This window comes from Acidaminococcus sp. HCP3S3_G9_1 (assembly GCF_052122455.1).
Lineage (GTDB): Bacteria > Bacillota > Negativicutes > Acidaminococcales > Acidaminococcaceae > Acidaminococcus.
Genome location: NZ_JBQKCH010000004.1, coordinates 144,519 through 161,623 on the forward strand (window position 1 = coordinate 144,519; position 17,105 = coordinate 161,623).

Annotated in this window: 21 protein-coding genes; all 21 read right to left on the reverse strand. The window is 52.0% G+C overall.

What is annotated here, in order from left to right; genetic code table 11:
• Positions 1–10 precede the first annotated feature (10 nt).
• The gene (locus ACTQY1_RS04275) at positions 11–1,207 is read right to left on the reverse strand and encodes a reverse transcriptase domain-containing protein (RefSeq protein ID WP_441373816.1); all 1,197 of its coding nucleotides are present in this window, start codon (positions 1,205–1,207) and stop codon (positions 11–13) included.
• A 267-nt stretch (positions 1,208–1,474) separates the two neighbouring features.
• Positions 1,475–1,921 (reverse strand): hypothetical protein, encoded by a 447-nt coding sequence (locus ACTQY1_RS04280; protein ID WP_441373817.1) that lies wholly within the window; start codon positions 1,919–1,921, stop codon positions 1,475–1,477.
• A 48-nt stretch (positions 1,922–1,969) separates the two neighbouring features.
• The gene (locus tag ACTQY1_RS04285; protein ID WP_441373818.1) at positions 1,970–3,202 is read right to left on the reverse strand and encodes a DUF6273 domain-containing protein; all 1,233 of its coding nucleotides are present in this window, start codon (positions 3,200–3,202) and stop codon (positions 1,970–1,972) included.
• A 12-nt stretch (positions 3,203–3,214) separates the two neighbouring features.
• Positions 3,215–3,937 carry a hypothetical protein gene (locus tag ACTQY1_RS04290; protein ID WP_441373819.1) on the reverse strand — a complete coding sequence of 241 codons (723 nt, stop codon included), beginning with the start codon at positions 3,935–3,937 and terminating at the stop codon, positions 3,215–3,217.
• A 14-nt stretch (positions 3,938–3,951) separates the two neighbouring features.
• Positions 3,952–4,911: a phage baseplate protein gene (locus ACTQY1_RS04295; protein ID WP_441373820.1), complete on the reverse strand. Its 960-nt coding sequence runs from the start codon at positions 4,909–4,911 to the stop codon at positions 3,952–3,954.
• A complete protein-coding gene (locus ACTQY1_RS04300; RefSeq protein WP_441373821.1) occupies positions 4,911–5,549 on the reverse strand; it encodes a putative phage tail protein in 639 nt (212 codons plus the stop codon). Before ACTQY1_RS04300 ends, ACTQY1_RS04295 begins: the two co-directional genes overlap by 1 nt.
• Positions 5,546–6,634 carry a baseplate J/gp47 family protein gene (locus ACTQY1_RS04305; RefSeq protein ID WP_441373822.1) on the reverse strand — a complete coding sequence of 363 codons (1,089 nt, stop codon included), beginning with the start codon at positions 6,632–6,634 and terminating at the stop codon, positions 5,546–5,548. The genes ACTQY1_RS04300 and ACTQY1_RS04305 overlap by 4 nt, the downstream gene beginning before the upstream one ends.
• 4 nt (positions 6,635–6,638) lie before the next feature.
• Entirely contained in the window at positions 6,639–7,070 is a 432-nt protein-coding gene (locus tag ACTQY1_RS04310) for a DUF2634 domain-containing protein (protein WP_441373823.1), read from the reverse strand.
• 2 nt (positions 7,071–7,072) lie between these two features.
• Complete coding sequence (locus ACTQY1_RS04315) at positions 7,073–7,477, reverse strand: DUF2577 family protein (RefSeq protein WP_441373824.1); 405 nt, start codon at positions 7,475–7,477, stop codon at positions 7,073–7,075.
• A gap of 4 nt (positions 7,478–7,481) precedes the next feature.
• Positions 7,482–9,014 carry an XkdQ/YqbQ family protein gene (locus ACTQY1_RS04320; RefSeq protein ID WP_441373825.1) on the reverse strand — a complete coding sequence of 511 codons (1,533 nt, stop codon included), beginning with the start codon at positions 9,012–9,014 and terminating at the stop codon, positions 7,482–7,484.
• A gap of 12 nt (positions 9,015–9,026) precedes the next feature.
• Complete coding sequence (locus tag ACTQY1_RS04325) at positions 9,027–9,785, reverse strand: hypothetical protein (RefSeq protein WP_441373826.1); 759 nt, start codon at positions 9,783–9,785, stop codon at positions 9,027–9,029.
• Positions 9,785–12,082: a phage tail tape measure protein gene (locus ACTQY1_RS04330; protein ID WP_441373827.1), complete on the reverse strand. Its 2,298-nt coding sequence runs from the start codon at positions 12,080–12,082 to the stop codon at positions 9,785–9,787. Before ACTQY1_RS04330 ends, ACTQY1_RS04325 begins: the two co-directional genes overlap by 1 nt.
• A 2-nt stretch (positions 12,083–12,084) precedes the next feature.
• Positions 12,085–12,243 carry a hypothetical protein gene (locus tag ACTQY1_RS04335; protein WP_441373828.1) on the reverse strand — a complete coding sequence of 53 codons (159 nt, stop codon included), beginning with the start codon at positions 12,241–12,243 and terminating at the stop codon, positions 12,085–12,087.
• Positions 12,244–12,269: 26 nt separating this feature from the next.
• Positions 12,270–12,689: a phage tail assembly chaperone gene (locus ACTQY1_RS04340; protein ID WP_279002458.1), complete on the reverse strand. Its 420-nt coding sequence runs from the start codon at positions 12,687–12,689 to the stop codon at positions 12,270–12,272.
• 11 nt (positions 12,690–12,700) lie between these two features.
• On the reverse strand, positions 12,701–13,138 hold the full coding sequence (locus tag ACTQY1_RS04345; protein ID WP_441373829.1) for a phage tail tube protein: 438 nt from the start codon (positions 13,136–13,138) through the stop codon (positions 12,701–12,703).
• 13 nt (positions 13,139–13,151) lie between these two features.
• Positions 13,152–14,336, reverse strand: a complete 1,185-nt coding sequence (locus ACTQY1_RS04350) for a phage tail sheath C-terminal domain-containing protein (protein ID WP_441373830.1) — start codon at positions 14,334–14,336, stop codon at positions 13,152–13,154.
• Between the two features lie 7 nt (positions 14,337–14,343).
• Complete coding sequence (locus ACTQY1_RS04355) at positions 14,344–14,844, reverse strand: phage tail terminator family protein (RefSeq protein WP_441373831.1); 501 nt, start codon at positions 14,842–14,844, stop codon at positions 14,344–14,346.
• Complete coding sequence (locus ACTQY1_RS04360) at positions 14,837–15,259, reverse strand: HK97 gp10 family phage protein (protein ID WP_279002462.1); 423 nt, start codon at positions 15,257–15,259, stop codon at positions 14,837–14,839. Before ACTQY1_RS04360 ends, ACTQY1_RS04355 begins: the two co-directional genes overlap by 8 nt.
• Positions 15,243–15,602 carry a phage head closure protein gene (locus tag ACTQY1_RS04365; RefSeq protein ID WP_441373832.1) on the reverse strand — a complete coding sequence of 120 codons (360 nt, stop codon included), beginning with the start codon at positions 15,600–15,602 and terminating at the stop codon, positions 15,243–15,245. The genes ACTQY1_RS04360 and ACTQY1_RS04365 overlap by 17 nt, the downstream gene beginning before the upstream one ends.
• A complete protein-coding gene (locus ACTQY1_RS04370) occupies positions 15,599–15,910 on the reverse strand; it encodes a head-tail connector protein (protein ID WP_441373833.1) in 312 nt (103 codons plus the stop codon). The genes ACTQY1_RS04365 and ACTQY1_RS04370 overlap by 4 nt, the downstream gene beginning before the upstream one ends.
• Before the next feature lie 14 nt (positions 15,911–15,924).
• Entirely contained in the window at positions 15,925–17,094 is a 1,170-nt protein-coding gene (locus ACTQY1_RS04375) for a phage major capsid protein (protein ID WP_441373834.1), read from the reverse strand.
• Positions 17,095–17,105: the final 11 nt, after the last annotated feature.

A 17,105-nucleotide genomic window follows, 5' to 3' on the forward strand; every position in this document is an offset into this window, starting at 1 on the left:
TCCTTCCGTACTAATTCCCTGCGCCGTTGTGCTGGTAGTCGGCAGTTCCACATCGCTCATCATGGCGATGTAGGCTGTCTGGGCCACTGTTTGGGTCAACTGGGCCTTCAGGGATCTGTTTTCCGCTTCTGCCTGTTGAAGTCGTTCTTCCATCGAGATTTTTTTGAACATCGTTCTTCCTCCATAGTCCATAGTAGAAGTCGTACATTTTCCCGATAATCCTATGATTATTCCCGCGGACTGCATGAGCAGCCCAGCACCGGATACTTTCATCGGCCGTTGTGCGTGGTATTTTCCCGGTTCTTGCAAGTTGAACCATCTTTTTCAGTTTTCTTCGTTCATGATATATTTTTGTTTTATTCAGGGTTACTAGGATTTTTCCTGATTGCTTTACTCTAAAACGAAACCCCAGCCATTTGAATCCACAAGAGACCGGAACCACACGACATTTCTTCGGATGCAGCTGTAGGTGGATTTTCCCTAGCTCCCGCTCGATAGCCGTTCTGTAATTGGCGGCGTTCCTTTTTCCATCAGTGATGATTATGAAATCATCCATGTAGCGCACGTAAAACTTAACGTGCAGCTGTTCCTTGATGAAATGGTCCAGGTCGTCAAGGACCGCCAGCTCAATATATTGAGCAACATCGGAGCCTAGTCCAATACCGGTATTTCCTGGAAAGCTATCAATTATCTGTTCAACCAGGCCCCGTGCCCATTCGTCTTTGACACGCTTACGAATAGCTGTTTTTGCTACATCGTGCCGGGTGCTACCAAAGAAACTTTTAATGTCGTAAGTATAGGCGTACATTCTTTCCCCGTACAGTCTGTGTGCTTTCCCCAGCATGACTTTCAGTCTGCGTATAGCAAAGTCCGGCCCCTTGCCAATTTGTCCGGCCGCATTATCGTGAATGAAATGGCGCGTTAATTCATCTGCCAGGTAGTTGCGGAGCAGAGAGCGCTGAATCTGCCTGTCTCTGAACCGCATCGCCACAACTGTTCGTTCTTTTGGTTCAAAGACTTTAAATTCCACTTGTTTCCCTAGCTTGTAGCTTCCGTTCAGGAGTTCTTCTCTGAGCTTTTCCGTATTCGTTAAACCGTTTTGCAGGTATTTAATTGTGCTTGCTTTCCAGCGAACCCCGTTGGCGCACCGCTGCATAGCATCATAAAGATTGCCAAAATCCGTAACGACTTCTTTTACTGTTTTCATGGTTTAAAAGCTGCGCTTACAGCAGGACCAGCTCGGAAGCTGCCTGCGTCGCAGCATCTTGTTCGCCTCCTTCTATGGACGGAGGACGGGCTTCGCGCTCCTTGCATCGGCACAGATTTCACCGCAAGGCGGTTACTTTAAACCGGCCCATGTAATCCGGGGCCACACCGTTCCAGTTGTACGCGTTGTTGTTCCACCAGGCACGCCCGCCATCAGTGACGTTGCGAACGTTATACGCATTGGCGCAGTTCGGCGACCCTACAGCGCTCAGCCCACGGCTTTGTATTTTTCGGCGTCCGCCTTCTTCCAGGCCAGTAGGAGAGTTTTAACCTTGTCTAATTGACTTGTCCATACAGCTATATTGACGTGCTTTTGAGCTCTGCCTGGTTCTCCTAAATCACGAAGTCCACTAAATGTCTTGAAAGCTGTATCCATGGTAGCGCTTAGGGCTGCCAGCTCCGCAAGTGCTTTCTGCTGATACAGTCTCCGGAGTTTAGCGGTTTCTGTATCATTGACGAAAACGGAATTGGCTTTGGCCATATTTGCTTTGGCTTCTACGGCAGAATTGACAATCTGCTGAGTTAAGCACCAGCGGTATCGCTTAGGGAAGCGCTTTTCATCAGTACATAGTTGGATTGTATAGCAGACTAATATATCAGCCTCCACAAGTACGCTTAGTGGTGTTGTTGACCGTTTAGATTTAGGAATAGCCATATTCTCTCCTTTTTGTCTGCCAGCCGCTGTTGGCGGCTGATTAATTGATTATTCGATGCGGCAAGCCGGGGCCACACCGCCCCAGACGAACGCGCCGCGGCCCCACCAGGCACGCCCGCCATCAGAGACGTAGCGAACGTAACACGCACTGGCGCAGCCCGGCGAGCGTTCCCACCAGCTCCATTCCGTCGAACTGCCTTGTTTGTACTTGCGGCGGTTATCGTCCTGCTCTGTATTTATGCCGGTTTTGCCGTCTCGGCGGAATTTCGTGTAGTAGTCCCAGACGACCGTGTCTTCAATGTCCTGTACTGCCGAGCCCGGCGAATCGTAAAAGTTGTTGCCGCCGTTGATATTGACCATGGCCGGCAGAAAAAACAGATCCTGCGTCGTATCGTGGCCGCCGCTGTCGCTGATTTTATTGATATCCGTGATGAGGTTCGATTTTGCGACGACGGCGAGAAAATCACTGTCGAGCCCGTTCATGAAGCCTTCCGATGTCGCGTAGCGCGGCGGGCGGTCGAAGTCGTTCTGTGGGCTCCACCACGCGCCAGCCGCGGCGCTGCTATTGAGCCATTGTCTGAGGTTCGACTGGCTCCAGCGGTTATAGCCGTAACAGATACGCTGTGCATGGTTGACCGTGCCCAGCGTTGCAAGGTCAGTGCCACCAGTACCTAAGGTCATTGCGACGGTTTCAAGCGCCGTCGTGTCGGCCGGCTTCGAGTACGTCGAGATGCTGAGCGTCGACAAGTCTGTATTCCATTCCATACCTTTGCTAAAGCAGATTTGCCCGCCTTTGGGGATGGTCTTTGTAGTTGTAAATTGCCATGTTTTTGTCCAGCCGGATTTTGTGCTGTCCGTCCAGTTTGTATCTGTGATGCCGCTCGTCACGGTCGTGAAGTGATACGTACCTGCCGCTAGTTCCGTCTTTGCCAGGAAAATAGCCTCTCGCTGGTCAAATTCTAGTGTTCCGTCTGGAAAACAGTCATGCATCTGGAGGATCACATAGTTGCCGCCTGTATCTTCTACATCACCAATGTGAACAATATCCCATGTTAGCGTAGCGCTACCACGTTTACATTGGAGCTGGTCGCCGACTTTGTAATAAGAGCGAATGGAACCGGCGCGGCAGAGATTTTTAAATCCCTCCCATGTAGTTATGGGTGTGAAACCCGTTTGGACGGTTTTGAAATATTGTTCAAGCAAGTCATTCTGTTTGATAATGGCAGCCGAAATGCCTTGAACATCTTCCGGCCGTGGGGTTTTAATGATGTATTGCGTCATTAATCTTCCTCCTTATTCACTAGTTGTGACCACTATGTCAAGCCCGCTGTCCTCTGTGTTAATAGCCAGGGCAACGGAATCTGTGATAGCCAGGATTTCCTTCTCTTTAATCGATTCCGCTGCTTTCTGGGCTTTCGTCGCATAGTCAGACGCAGAGCTCATGGCCAGCTGTGCGTACGTGTTGCTGGTAGCAGCGCTGGATGCGCTGGATGCTGCAGCGGTAGCAGAGTCGATAGCTTCAGCGGATTTTTGCTGGGCCAGCGCGACGAGCTCTTCGGCGGTCTTCGGCAGTGCCAATTTGACCATCGCTTTACTCGTCGTGACGATGCGTACGTAGAAAACCATCTGTGCATTATTGCCATCCGTCTTGCATGCTATGTAGCCAGGCGTGCTGTCATAGCAAACCCCGTAAAGGATTTCTTTGCCAGTACTGTCTTGCGCGAAAATGCCTAGCTCTGTCGCTTCATATCCAGATTCTACTGCTTCGCTTGTCAGTGACGCTTTGAGTAGGCACGTGCGCACATCGCCGACGTCCTCTGTCGTGATACTCGTGATGACCATCGTATTCTGCGGTGCAAAGAGCGCCGATCGTGCGACATAATCATCGACGGTATTCGCCTGCCCGCTGCCTAGCTGCATCTTTGTCAGCTTGAGCGCGAGATTGCCAGCTTCGACGTCGGCCATGAGCTTTGCGCCGGCATTCGTCAGTGCGTAGCCACTCGAAAAATTTGACATGCTGTGTCACCTCCTCATGCTGTCCGATACCATGCATCGACTACGGTAGCGAGTGGCATGACTCTCATCGGATTGCCGCCTCCGGATTTGCCGGTCGTGAAGTGGTGGGTATGGTCCCCGTCTGTTGACGTATTGTAAATTAGATTATCGTAGTCAATGCCGCCGTTAGAACCAGCGTGATTGGGCTTGTTATCATAAATGCCAAATGGACCGCCACCGTATTTAGGATTTTCGCCCCAGGTGCCATGACGGTGCTTACCATTATGATCAGTATCTCCTTCATGGTCATGTTCTGGCATCTCTTTCAGCGAAATTTCATGTCGAGTTTCACCGACTCGGGATCCCGGTTTTAGCGTCACACCGTCATAGCTCCCAGACGCAATTAGGTACGACCCCTCAATCTTCTTCCAAGTTCCCCCGAAAGCCGTCGCCGGATCCGTGCCACCGACCTGCAGGTATACGCTACCAATCGGGTGCGCGAGGTCTAGGACTTTCTTCTCAGCGGCGTCCAGCATTGCCTTGGTCACGTAGGTATCCATATCCACGGCAATGCTGATGCTCGATGCATTCGATGTCTTGATGTAGACCGTGGCCAGGATATTGCGTACCAGTGCGCCTGCCTGCTCGGCATTCATGACATCCGGATTATTCGCCGTGCTGACGGCAAAAAGCGTCTCGGAGTTGTTGTACATCGCGTAGACTCCCAGCGTAGCCAATGTGTACGACTTAGCCAGGCCAACGTTGGTTACATTAAACTGTAGTTTTATCGTCGTGCCGTCTATCGTCATCGCCGACGCCAGCGGGAAACTCTGCTTTACATCATCCAGATTATACAGGGCTGCAATCTCGCCCTGCGTGTACGTGTGCGAGCTTGTCTTGATAGACGATATCGTAAAAGTGCCTTTATTCGCTACCGCTTTTGCAAGCAGAGCACGGCCGGCGTCTGTCACGACAAATTGATTGTAGGTTGCCATCAAATACCTCCTATCTGCAAAATCAGTTTTTCCGTCGTCGTTATAGCAAGTGCGACGTAGTACGTGGACTCCGGCTTAATCTGCTCAACGGCTGCAGGATAGACGTCTACAGTCTTTACGGTTGACTTGATCATAGCGATGCGGTTCTCCGTGCTGGCAATCGTATGAGCCTTATAGACCGGCCCGATATGTGCAGGGATATGCACGCGCACGTCCCTTGTCAGCCCAGCCAGATTTTTCTTGTCAAGCAGTGGGATGTCAAAGTCCGCACTGTATGTCTCCGGATGATCTGTGACTGTGCCGCTCTTATCAGCGATGTACTGATTGATGAGCTTCTCAAGAAAAGCAACAGTGACGCTTTCAGGATTCTGCAGCTTGGCCATCACAGCCTGTCGGCGTGCATCCAGATCCAGAGTCGGATCTGTTTCGATGCCCACCAGATCTTCCCAGTCTGACAGTCCATAGGTGGCACTGATGATAAAAAACTGATCCAGCAGCTCCTGCAAGTCAATTCGGATAGTATTGTGTTCCCTGCTGTCGGCATCGTTTGTTGCCTTAAAGGTCTTGTCCTTAGCCAGGAATTCAGGTAGATATCGGAGGATGTTAATGGCAGCCTGCCTCATCCATTCATGTTTCATGTCAGCGTCACCGTCCCAACTACAGGCAGGTTATCAGCACCCACCACGACATTTTCCGTCCCACCGTTGATGGTCAATCCGGTGTAGTCATTAACTCCGGTGCTGTCAGCATTGTCCAGGATAATCCGCCCGATCTGCGCATAAGAGATGGTCACAGTATCAGTCATCGCAGCCATATTCGTGTAGTCAGTTCCGAATACGCTTCCCTTGAAATATTTAGTCAGTACTGTCTTAATGGCTTCCGCGTTCCCGATTCCAGATGTTACTTTCAAGGCCAGATTCACAGTAGTCAGCACTGGACCCACTACCGTTACCGTTGCTCCAATGGGAGCCTGGACAGCAATGGCATCCCGTACTGCTTGGAGCAGCTCGTCTCCAGGGCTGTCCTTGTTGGCATCAACCACAATCACTTTTACAGTACCATTTCCGTTCCAGAGCGGGAGCACCTTAACTACACCCACACCAGGGACGGCCGTAGCCCATTCGATGTAGTGGTAGACGTTCCCAGATGTGGCCGGCTGCCGTACCGCAAAGAGCAGCCGTTCCCGCAAGGCATCATCAGATTCTTCTTCATACCCACCGGATGCAGCTTCTTTATTAGTCACCTGGCTTACGCCATAAATGGGTATGGGGATTTTGATGATGGTCCCTGTTCCCACATTCCCGCCGGCTCCCGTTGCCGATGCAATAGCTTTCACATTTACGACTCCATCAGATCCAACCACTGTTTCAGCCTTGGTCGTGAAGTTTAACGACCCCGTGCTGAAGACGCTGCCTTTCGGGATCTTTGCTCCGGCGGTGCCGCTGATAGTCAAAACTGCAGTAGCGGCCGTTGCCTTCCGCCTAGATAGCCCAGCCAGTTCATCGGCCAGGTAATCCAGGTAGCTCCCCCAGGACGTCTGGGGGAAGGCCGCTTCCATCATCAGGTCCATTTCGGCATAGGTTTTTTCAAACTCCTTGGCGTTAGCTGCCAGCGTGTCAAAAGCGAAGGTGCCTTCAACCGCGCTGGTTCCGGCTCCCTGGAATTCATCATGGTACTCTTTTAACCGTTCCAGGATGGCTGCTCTGGTTTCCGCTTCAAACATCGTCCTACACCTCGATTCCTACAGATGTGCTGCCGTAGACCGTAGCCAGCTGCAGCTTCATCTTGATTTTTTTATGGACTTGTTCCGTGCTGATGGCAATGACGTCCAGGATGTAAGGATTGACCAGCAACCCATCCTTTATGTATTGGTACAACTCACTGGCCCTCTGGCTGTCATTGGGGCCCGTCCCTACAAAAGGTTCAAGTTCGATGCCGTAATCATCAAAGTAGGCCAGATACCGGTACCGCTCCACCAACAGGCAGTGTAGTACCCATACCTTGATGGCCTCGTTTCCCTCTACAATCTTATGAGAGCCATCATCATTGTAGAGGAACTGGTTCCTGTCAAAGTCCCAGGCAAACTCCTTGAAAATAGGAAGGTTTCCCTGGGCAGTTTCGGTTGTCGTCGTTGGCCCGATGACAAAAGGATTCGCCATAGTCACTCACCATCCAATCTTTTGAGCTTGCAGAGTACCACAAACTGCTTCACCGTCCGGTTATCTTCACCTGTCACTGGAAGCAGCAGTACCTTGTCCCCAGGAATCCACGTGTCAGTCAGCTGCTCATCGTTGTCGATGGGATGATTGTGGCTCGCGTAAGCTGGCTCACCGGATCCGCCACCACGGTAAGAGGTCGCCCCCACCATATGCCTGGTATGGCCAGGGATCCAGTAGTCATCGATCCAGAGCCTGCTGGCATCCAGGTCGTAGCCATTATAGCGAATCTTGACTGCAGGCGGCGGGCTGACCACTACGCCGATTCCAACGGTCGGCTGCAGGGCTGCCCCTTGGGCAATTCTCCTATGCATGGCCACCAGGGCCTTATAAGGATTTTCCGTTTTCATGCGCTCACCCCCTGCTGGCCTTGATGACTTTGGTCACCCGCATCCCGTCCATTTCGGTATAATCACCGCCATGGACAGTAACATTCCGGCTGCTGCTGTTGCCATAGTAGCCACCCTGTCCATCATAAATGACAACATGATCGTTATCGTCGTAAACCAACACATCACCTTTCTGTAGGTCGCTTGTATCATAGGACAGGAGCCCGGCAGCATCTGCATCGGATACCATGTCGGGTACTTTGACGACACCGTTATCGCACTCCTGGGACAGGAACGGGCTGTAGTAGCTTCCGCATTTTCCAGCGAACTCTGCGCATCCTTCCGGACCATTGTCCATGGTCGTGCCGCCCCAGGCATCCCAGCCGGCAGAAAGGCCCGCATCAACACTGGAAGAACCGTTCCCTGTTCCCCGCTTGCTCTTCATCTTTCCGGAGGAAGACTTGAATACCGGCTGAGCATAGTCAACTTGTTCGATTTCCGGCTGTTCCTGCTGATCTGGCATATACTCCAAAGTAAGGTTCATCATGTGCTGCCCGTTCTCAAACTGGTGGGAATCGGATTTGATGTAGAACTTGCCCTTAAGCTGTTCTTCCTGCACCAGGATGGAATAACCTGTGATGCACTGGATGAAGCCCGTTCCTTTCAGGGAGGATTCGTCTTTCTGCTGGACCAGGGCCGCTTTGGCTGCAGCCGTATTGTCCACCGTTGCGTCCTTCTTGGGAGGCTGCATCTTGTAAATCTTCTGGATCATCCCGAAGTGGGTCACATCGTCATTGATGGTGAACATCTGACAGACGGTTCCATTGTCATCGACTGCTTTCACCCGGTTCACCATATCCTGGATGCTTTCGGAGTGATCGGCGGAAATCACGTTGGTGTCAGCAGACGCTGTATAGCCATCAATCAGAGAACCCTTGGCCACCACATTGACCTGGCCTTTCAGACAAACAGGCAAATAGGCGGTATCTTTACCCGCTGTTTTATCGGCCACCTGCTGCTGATCCATGAGCATCCGGAGAGCTTCTGTGCCGGATTTTCCATCCACCAAGAGGTCTACGGTTGCCGTCAGATCCTGAGGTAAAGTCCCTACCGGGATGTTGATTTCCTGGCAGACCTGCCGGATTCCATCAGCAACGGTTCCCTTGATAACTATCCGCATCTGGCTTTTGGCCAGGTAGATCAGATCGTCAAAGCAGGTAAATTCAAAGCTGTAGCTCCCACTGGTCCGTTTTCTGTAAAAAATCCGGCCCTGGAATACTTCCATTTCCGGATCCGCAACCGTTTCTTGGTAAAACATATAGACAAATCCGCCCAGTTTCAGGTTGAGTGGTTGGAATGTCCTATCCTTGTTAATGGTATTGTAGGCAATGGAAAAGTCCAGCTTCCGGGCAGCCTGGTCACAGTCCCCGGACCAGGTTACTTTCCGCACATAGGCAGAAATATCAAAGTTGTCCAGGGGTTCAGCCCCATTGCTGTCCTTCCGGGCTTTAACTTCCTTTTCGGTTTCTGGAGGGTCGCTGTATCTCAAAATGATCATGCAGCATCCCTCCTAAAACTTCTTCAACCATTCACCGTTAGCCATAACCCCGGCCTGCATGGTGTTGAGGATGGTTCCAGGCTTCACTCCGCCGCTTTTCACCATAGCTTTCCAAATCCCCAGGGCTCTTTTCCCCTGGTTGACAATGCTTGTGGTCTTCTGCACTGCCCGCTGGGCCGTGTCCAAATCTGCTTGGCTGACACCCAGGACTGTGGTCGTCTTGTTTTCCAATGTAGTCGCCACCCTGCTTTTCAGGTCAGTGACAGCACTGGTCAGAGATGATGCCGGCATCACATAGCGGTATTCCCTCAGCTGCAGGCTGAAGTAGACATCTCCCGTGCCGTCTCTTTCACCGAAAGTGAATTCGTCAATGGTCACCGGAGTACTGACATCCGTCCCAGTGATAGATAAAGTGCAGGGCTGGTTGGATTCCGCCATTTTCTTGATGACCCCCACATACACATAGGGAGCCTGGACAGTCAGCAGCTGGACAAATTCATAGTCATTGGCCGGGAAGAAGGAACTAAACTTGATGGAAGCCAGACCACGCTTGCCCAGCAGGTTGATATCCCCCAGGTTCTGGATATTCACCACCGTATGCTTGTAGCCATTGGATACATCAAAAGATGGTGGATTCACCGGGAATACCACTGCTTCAGTACCACCGGACAGGGTGAAAAGTCCTCCCGTGCTGCCACCGTCCCCGAACACCCCCAGCACCTCAGAGACGATGCTGGAAGCCTCAGAAAAGAAGTTCAAAAAGCTTGCCATTAGATCGCCCCCACTGTGCTGTTGATTGCCACTTTTTCCATCTGTTCCTGGATCTCTTCGGCCACTTTCCTGGCCAGGGCCTTGATATCATCGGTCCCGGAAATTACAGCCCCGTTGATGTTGACCGTGATTCCGTCCCCATGGTTGGCATTGGTTCCCATGGCGTAAGCCTGCTGCAGGGATCTGTCATGAGAAGTCACGCTGGATCCCTTGGGCAGGTTCACGAATTCGGCGCCTCGTTCCCCAATGATAGCCGGCCCACCAGGCCAGTTGTCCGTACCATGGGCGAGATAAGGGATATTCAGGCTGAAATGCGATCCGCCAAACTTGGGCACCCATTCCGGGATATCAACGGAGATTCCGTTGATGCCGGAAATGACTCCATTGATAGCCGACTTGATGCCTTCCACAACACCTTCACAGATGCCAGTAAGCCCGCCGAATATATTGCTGAAAATATCCGCAACACCCTGCCAGGCCATTGCCCAGTTTCCGCTAAAAACGCCCGTAATGAACTCAATGATGCCACCGAAGACGTCAATGGCCGAACCGACCACCGCCGTAATGATTCGGAAAGCCCCCGTGAGCACCCCGGTAATCACGCTGGATACCACGATGATGGCTCCCGTAAGAACCCCTCCCAGGAGCCCGGCCAGGAACTGTAGGTTACCTTTAACCAGGCCGATGACACCCATTCCATTGTTCCAGGCATTGACCAGATTCATCCAGGCAAGCTGTAGCTTCAGTACAGCCGGCCGGATAAGTGCAATGGCCCCGGCAAAGGAATTTTTTACGATGCCCCAGATTCTGACGAAGAACGGCCCAATCTTGTCCCAGTTCTTGTAAATCAAAACAGCAGCCAGGGCGATTCCGGCTACCACTAGGCCCATCGGTCCCATCATGGTAGTGGCCGCCGCTTTCATAAGTCCGAAGCCTTTGATGGTCCCCTGCACAGCAAACTGCAGAGCCTTATTACGGATAGCGTGTCCAGCCATAGCCCGGCTGATCATGCCGTAAGTGCTTACCAGACTGCCGGCAGCCAGTGTAACCTTGCTGACTGCAAATGCCATTCCCGTGAAAGCAATGACGCCTGCCCCGATGTTGATGATCATCTGCCTGGTGTTAGGGTTCATGGTGGTGAAAATATCAGCCACCCATTTGATGGCTCCTGCTGCTCTTCGGATAGTAGGAGCCAGGGCAGAACCAAAGGATATGGCCAGTGCTTCGATGGAACTCTTCATGGCATCGATGGATCCCTTCAGGGTATCCTGCATCCGCAGGTAAGCCGCATGGGACGATCCGGCAGAATTGGTGATGGTATTGGTCATCGCCTGATAATCGCCTGGGGCGGTTTTGATCAGAGCCAGCAGTCCGGAGTAGGCTTCCTGCCCTGCAATGGCTTTGGCCATGGCCACCTGCTGTACGTCCGTCATTCCGCTCATCTTATCCCGGAGCAGAGACACCGCACCGGATAGCCCGATGAAGCTGCCGTCTCCTTTCTGGAGATCTGCCATGGAAATACCCAGCTGGTCAAGTGCAGCAGCAGCCTTTTTAGGTGGGTCTGCCAGACGAGACAGTGTGGACCGGATGGAAGTACCAATGGTGGACGCCTCGATCCCGTTGTTGCTCATGATGGCCATGGCCGTGCCCAGCTCTTCGATGTTGATGCCTAATGCCGCAGCTGGAGCCCCGGCGTACTGCATGGCCACCCCGAAATCCTGCATGCCCAGCTTGGATGCATTGGCCGCAGCCTGCACAACGTCGGCCACATGGGTGGTATTCGCTGCCACATCACCCTGGGTCAGATTCCAGATAGAAAGGGCGGACGTGATTACGTCAGAGGTAGTTGCCAGATCTTCCCCGGAGGCGATGGTTGATTCGATGATGCCCGGCATGGCTCCGATAGACTGTTCGGCGTTGAAGCCTCCTGCTGCCAGCCGGTCCATGCCGGCTGCCACATCCCGTGCCGTAGTCGGGAATTTAGCCCCCATAGCTGCAGCAGCGTCTTTCATCTTCTGCATCTCTTCGGCTGTGGCCCCTGCTTTAACGGCAGCACCTGTAATGGTTGCATCAAAGTCCATGAAGGTTTTGGCGGAAATGGCTCCAACGCCTGCAATCCCGGCAGCCAGAGGGGCCATGGCATGGGCAATGTTCCCGATGCCTCTCCCGGCATTTGTGATATCCCGTCCCAGCTTCATGTTGGCTTTGGCGGTTTCTTCCATTCCATTCCGGATCCGGCGCAGGCTGTTGGTCGTTTCGTCCTTCAGTCTCATGATTACATCAATGATTTCTGCCATGGTCACATCCCCCCTTTCGCCTTTCTCTTGATAGCGTCTTCCTCTTCTTTAATCTCCTGGCATTCCTTTTCCATGAAGGCCCGGAGAACCAGTCGTTCCCCGTATCCCATCTGGTAGTATTCTGACGGTTTCAGGCCATGCCGGATGTAGTGCCAGTACATAGCCTGAACATCCCCGTCAGAGCTGATCAGTTTTTTACGGATTCAGTCAGTTCCTGGATATTCTTAGTGCTGTAGCCACACAGCTTGGAGATCTCATCTGCGATATCCTGAATCTCCCCCGGCAAAAAAATTTTTGCAAAAAGATCCTTCCGGGTAGCACAGCCGAAATTTTTCAGGACTTCAAGCTGGTCGAATTCCTTATTGGCAATCCCATCGCACAGCAGTGCCATGTACATTTCGCCATTGCTTACCGTGATGGTCTTATCCTTGTTGATTTTGGTAGCATTGTCCTGGATTTCCCGGATTCTCCGATAGGGGATCTGTTTCAGGTCAAGGATAAAGGGAACCCCAAACAATTTCGTCAGTCTGGGGATTTCAATTTGTTCAGTAGCCTTTCTGGCGATTTTGCCGGCATCCGCAGCCAGCAGTGCTTCAGCTAAATTCATATTCTTTCTCCTTATTCGCTAGCAGTTTGCATAACATCAAAATCAGTGAAAGTGAAATCATAGTCATCTTCCACAAGTTTCTTCGCCTGCCAGTCCATCAGGGTAAGCTTATCGAAGGTCGCATCCCGGATGACCACCCGTTCTTCTCCGATGGCGTCCGGATCATCCAGTTTGGCCAGGATGGTCACCTTGGTCTGGTGTCCCTTCTTGATGTTGTCGGCCATTAGGTCGATGAAGAAAGAGCTCATGTGGTTCAGTTTCACATTGCCTTTGCCTTCCCAACCAGTAGTTTTGTATTTCTTGCCCCGTACCTTCACCTGGTTGACTTCCACCTTTTCCAAGTTCACTACAGCCTTGAAGGCCGTCACCTGGCCCATATACTTCCCATCGATCCATACTTCGCCCTCGGTCCCGCTCATGACCTGCTGGGCATCCATTGCTTCAGCCATTGTTCCTCACCCCCTAGATATTGATTGGCAGATCAAAGTCTTCCATGGCGTCCAGGATCTTGATGTTGAATCCCAGGAACACTTTCTTCTTGGTATCCAGTTTCTGGATTTCCAGAGACGTCATATCAGCCAGTTCGTCTTTGGTGTAGAGGCCATGCTGGAGCTGATAGTTCTTAATGTTTTCTTCGTTCAGATACCCCGTAGAGTATTCTTTCTGAAGCAGCCGGCCGGATTCCAGTTCCCGGAAGTAGCCCATGATGGCACTGATCAGCAGCATTTTATTGTCGAAGTCGTTGGCATATTTCCCGATGTAGCTGTCTTCGCAGGTTTTCCGGATGTCGTCATAGATCATGTCCATGATGTCCACGGATTTAATGGTCTGGTAGGCTTCCTGTTTGCCCTGAGTAGTAGTTACCAGGGAGTTCATGGCCCGGCTCATTTTGAATTTTTCCCCATCGAACCAGACAAAGAACTCCCCTCTATTGACCTTTTCGTCCCGTTCGTCCGCCGTATATCGATCGCAGTCGATGACTTCAGCCAGCGGGGCATAGGTGGCACTGATGGTCATAGGCGTCCCGCAGAGCAAGCCGGCAATCCGAGGGATATACTGAGCCCCGGTGTACGTCTTATTGGCCGTCACGATGGTCGTGTTGCTGAAATTGATGATTCCTTCATAGTCCCCGGCATAGCCAGGCAGGATCACCTTGGAGCGCTTATGCTTGTTTTCCCGGTTAGTTTTCAGCCATGTCCCCACGCTTTCGCACTGGGCCTGGGTAATTGTCGGGATAGCCAGGTAATCCCAGCGGTCCGTTGCCATTCCTTTCAGAGCCTCTGCGAATTTGTCGGCCTTGGAATCATTGGTTTCATCCTTGGCCATCAGGTAAACCCGCACTCTGTAAGGGGCCTTGGTATAGCCAATCAGGGTTTTGGTGATATAGTCCTTGTTTTCTTCGCTCAGTTCAGACGGAATATCATCGCTGGTATAGACCACAAAAGGATTGCTGATAGCCTTCACTTTAGTAGTGGACGCCGTATCACCGCTCCCGCTGGTGATTTCATGGTCCTTCAGCAGCTTGGTGATGGTATCCTGGGGCTCTTCCAGCAGCAGGGCCACGATTCCTCGCTGGCTGCGCTGGATAGCCTCAATACCGGCTTCTATGAAAGCGATATTGACAGAAGGCATTCCAAGTTTTGCCATATCTTATTCACTCCTTTGCAATGACATCAGGAAAGATTTCCTGATGGTTTCTGCCGCCGTCATGGATGGTTTCCATGTCCACTTCCTCGATGAGATCGGATCCGTGGTTGCGATCTCCGGTCACCTGTTCCAGATAAGGGATCGTGATCCGGACCTGCAAGATGTCCTGTTCTTCTCCCACCCGGTCGTCCTCGATGCTTTCTATCTTCAGGTTCCGTTCCTTCAGCTGGATTCCAACCTGGAAAAGAGCCTGGACTCGATCGATGGTATCCATATAGACCAGTTCGTTCTTGTCCTGGTCCTTTGGATAGAAGGTGATTCCCACCGTCAGCTCTTTCTGCATCCAGGCCACGGTCATAGGCTTCATCACACTTGTTGCGGCAATAAAAAAGCAAGGCTTCCGGAAGTCCTCCTTGACTTCATCGGAATAAACCTTGCAGTTGAACTCTTTTGTTAATTTTTGAATGATTAGGCTCAGAACCTGGGCCTGTTTTACGACTTCAGCCAAGATGCCCACGCACCTTCCCATAGAACCCTTCGGCCATTTTCTTTTTGATTTCTGGCCAATGGTCTGCTACAGAACGCTGCATAAAACCGACATGCTTGTTCAAGGCGTCCAACCATTCCGGCTTGTCTTTGCCGTGCGGATCTTTCGGATGCTGCACGCCCCGGTTGACCAGGTGAAAATGAGGAGCGGTGCTCCGGATGTGAGCTTCCGGTTCCTGTCCCAGACGGTCGATGACTTCCATCTTCCAGGAATTTTTCAATTTGTGCTTGTGTTTTGCATGGCCCACTGGAGAGTCTTTCCGGAGGGCCTTCTGCATATCCTTCGCGCCCTCTTCCAGCACGTCGGAAGCGTCGGATCCATAGGCAGCAGCCATCTTGTCTATTTTTTCCACAAATTCATCAATGGAAATCCCCATCAGCCTCACCCACTCTCTTCAGATTGCACATGAGCTCCAGCTTCACATGAGCCTGGTAGGGATCCACCACTGAGGTAATCTTGTAGGTCTGGCCACCGTACTGTACCAGCATGGCATCGGTGATTCCCGGACGGTAGCGGACGGTGATCTTGGTCACCAGTTCCACCTTATCCTTGTACTGCTCATAGTAGGTCTTGCCCCTGGCCGGTTCGATTCTGGCCCACAGTCTGTGCCCAATAGCATCCACCAGGGTTTGGTGTGTCAACCCATATTCATCCTCTGTTTCAGCGTATTTCAGCAACCGGATCCGTTTGTCCAGGGTGCCGATTTCCACGTTGATCATGGGGCATCATCTCCTATCACTGGGAAAATGCCGCACTGAGCAATGTGAATGATAAGTGCATCGGCTGAATGGGGAATCGGGTTGATGGCTCCCGGCTTGGAGCTGTAGATAGCCCTGTTCTCATACCAATGGCAGACCAAAAGCCTGATACACTGGTCATACAAGGCCGATCCGTTGTTCCGCTTCCCCGTTCTTCCTTCGATGTACTCGTTGGCCGCAGAGATCAGCTCCGTGATCAGTTCATCATCTTCCGTGATGTCAGAGTCGATTTTCAGCCAGTTCTTGGCTTGAGACAGCGTCACGGCCATAGTTCTCACCTCGTTCAGGCAGTTTTGTTGCCGGTCAGCAACACCAGGGAGTTGAAATCTACGGGCTTCCCGTCAACCACCATGATGGATTTTCTGATGATGTCATCGGTTTCATTGTCTTCGTAGACCTTCATGGCGACATTGTAGTTGGTGTTCAGTACATAGTCCTTCATGCGGTAAATGAAAGCGAACACATCAGTCTTGGTCAGGGTGCTGGAGAAGTCGGTCAGATAGTCACAAAGTTTAACGTCCCGTCCCAGCAGGTTCCGTTCCGGTACCCCGTTGATTCCGACATTGACTCTGGCAATGGGCTGGCCGGCACTGTCCGTCATGCCCACGAACTGCATCCAGGTGGATTTGGTCATCACCCAGACAGATCCGGCTTCATAGGCCTGGGGAAGAGCAGCTTCCGCCTTGACCAGGGTATCCAGGCTCAGGGATGCTACATTCAGAGTCTGACCTTTGCTCAGATCATGGATGATCCCGGTCGGCTGGCTGGTTCCGTTCCCTTTGATGATGGCTTCTTCCAGAGCAACTGCCATCGCTTCGGCAATGTTGTTCACCAGCACGTCTTCAAAGGCAGAAAGGGTCATGTATTCAGCTTCCAGGGTAACCGCCACAGCACAGCGCAGCTTGAAGTGGCTGAAGGTAATAGTCCCCAGGACCTTTTTCTGTTTGTCGCTGCCGGTGCCTTCGGCTACCCAGGTAGCGACAGGCTTCACGTCGGAAGTCGGGATGGCCAGGCCGGATTTATAGGCGGTCCGGGTCACCAGAGGCAGGATATTGCCATAGGTACGCACCTTTTCAATGACGCGGTTCAGCGTAGTCGGAGGGATCAGCGCCCCGGCATCCTTCGTACTGGCTACCGCATCGGACCGGAATTCAGCCGGAATAGGGGTACCACGCAGGGCATAGGCCATGAAGGCTTTCCGGTATTCTTCAGAGTCCAGTCCCTGGGCGGGACGTGCTGCTGCCGCAGGATTCTGCCGCTGCTGGACGTTTTCCGGTACATTGCCAAGGGTAATGGACTGGGCCACCCTTTCCCGTTCTTCCAGCTCTTTCTGTTCGGCGTCCAGGCTTCGTAGTTCTTCCTGCAGGGCCTTCAGGTCCACTTTTTCGTTGCCATTCAGGGCCGCGCGGATTTCTTCTTTTCTCTTTCTGATTTCAAGCAGTCTCGGATTCATGATTTTCTCCT

Excerpts from the sequence above, each read along its gene's own strand:
- ACTQY1_RS04350 (WP_441373830.1), bottom strand. The coding sequence starts at position 14,336 with ATGGCAAAACTTGGAATGCCTTCTGTCAATATCGCTTTCATAGAAGCC.
- ACTQY1_RS04375 (WP_441373834.1), bottom strand. The coding sequence starts at position 17,094 with ATGAATCCGAGACTGCTTGAAATCAGAAAGAGAAAAGAAGAAATCCGC.
- ACTQY1_RS04295 (WP_441373820.1), bottom strand. The coding sequence starts at position 4,911 with ATGGCAACCTACAATCAATTTGTCGTGACAGACGCCGGCCGTGCTCTG.
- ACTQY1_RS04320 (WP_441373825.1), bottom strand. The coding sequence starts at position 9,014 with ATGATCATTTTGAGATACAGCGACCCTCCAGAAACCGAAAAGGAAGTT.
- ACTQY1_RS04370 (WP_441373833.1), bottom strand. The coding sequence starts at position 15,910 with ATGGCCGTGACGCTGTCTCAAGCCAAGAACTGGCTGAAAATCGACTCT.
- ACTQY1_RS04360 (WP_279002462.1), bottom strand. The coding sequence starts at position 15,259 with ATGGGGATTTCCATTGATGAATTTGTGGAAAAAATAGACAAGATGGCT.
- ACTQY1_RS04300 (WP_441373821.1), bottom strand. The coding sequence starts at position 5,549 with ATGAAACATGAATGGATGAGGCAGGCTGCCATTAACATCCTCCGATAT.
- ACTQY1_RS04315 (WP_441373824.1), bottom strand. The coding sequence starts at position 7,477 with ATGAAAACGGAAAATCCTTATAAGGCCCTGGTGGCCATGCATAGGAGA.
- ACTQY1_RS04335 (WP_441373828.1), bottom strand. The coding sequence starts at position 12,243 with ATGTACTGGCACTACATCCGGCATGGCCTGAAACCGTCAGAATACTAC.
- ACTQY1_RS04325 (WP_441373826.1), bottom strand. The coding sequence starts at position 9,785 with ATGGCAAGCTTTTTGAACTTCTTTTCTGAGGCTTCCAGCATCGTCTCT.
- ACTQY1_RS04340 (WP_279002458.1), bottom strand. The coding sequence starts at position 12,689 with ATGAATTTAGCTGAAGCACTGCTGGCTGCGGATGCCGGCAAAATCGCC.
- ACTQY1_RS04365 (WP_441373832.1), bottom strand. The coding sequence starts at position 15,602 with ATGATCAACGTGGAAATCGGCACCCTGGACAAACGGATCCGGTTGCTG.
- ACTQY1_RS04285 (WP_441373818.1), bottom strand. The coding sequence starts at position 3,202 with ATGACGCAATACATCATTAAAACCCCACGGCCGGAAGATGTTCAAGGC.
- ACTQY1_RS04275 (WP_441373816.1), bottom strand. The coding sequence starts at position 1,207 with ATGAAAACAGTAAAAGAAGTCGTTACGGATTTTGGCAATCTTTATGAT.
- ACTQY1_RS04310 (WP_441373823.1), bottom strand. The coding sequence starts at position 7,070 with ATGGCGAATCCTTTTGTCATCGGGCCAACGACGACAACCGAAACTGCC.
- ACTQY1_RS04330 (WP_441373827.1), bottom strand. The coding sequence starts at position 12,082 with ATGGCAGAAATCATTGATGTAATCATGAGACTGAAGGACGAAACGACC.
- ACTQY1_RS04290 (WP_441373819.1), bottom strand. The coding sequence starts at position 3,937 with ATGTCAAATTTTTCGAGTGGCTACGCACTGACGAATGCCGGCGCAAAG.
- ACTQY1_RS04345 (WP_441373829.1), bottom strand. The coding sequence starts at position 13,138 with ATGGCTGAAGCAATGGATGCCCAGCAGGTCATGAGCGGGACCGAGGGC.
- ACTQY1_RS04280 (WP_441373817.1), bottom strand. The coding sequence starts at position 1,921 with ATGGCTATTCCTAAATCTAAACGGTCAACAACACCACTAAGCGTACTT.
- ACTQY1_RS04305 (WP_441373822.1), bottom strand. The coding sequence starts at position 6,634 with ATGTTTGAAGCGGAAACCAGAGCAGCCATCCTGGAACGGTTAAAAGAG.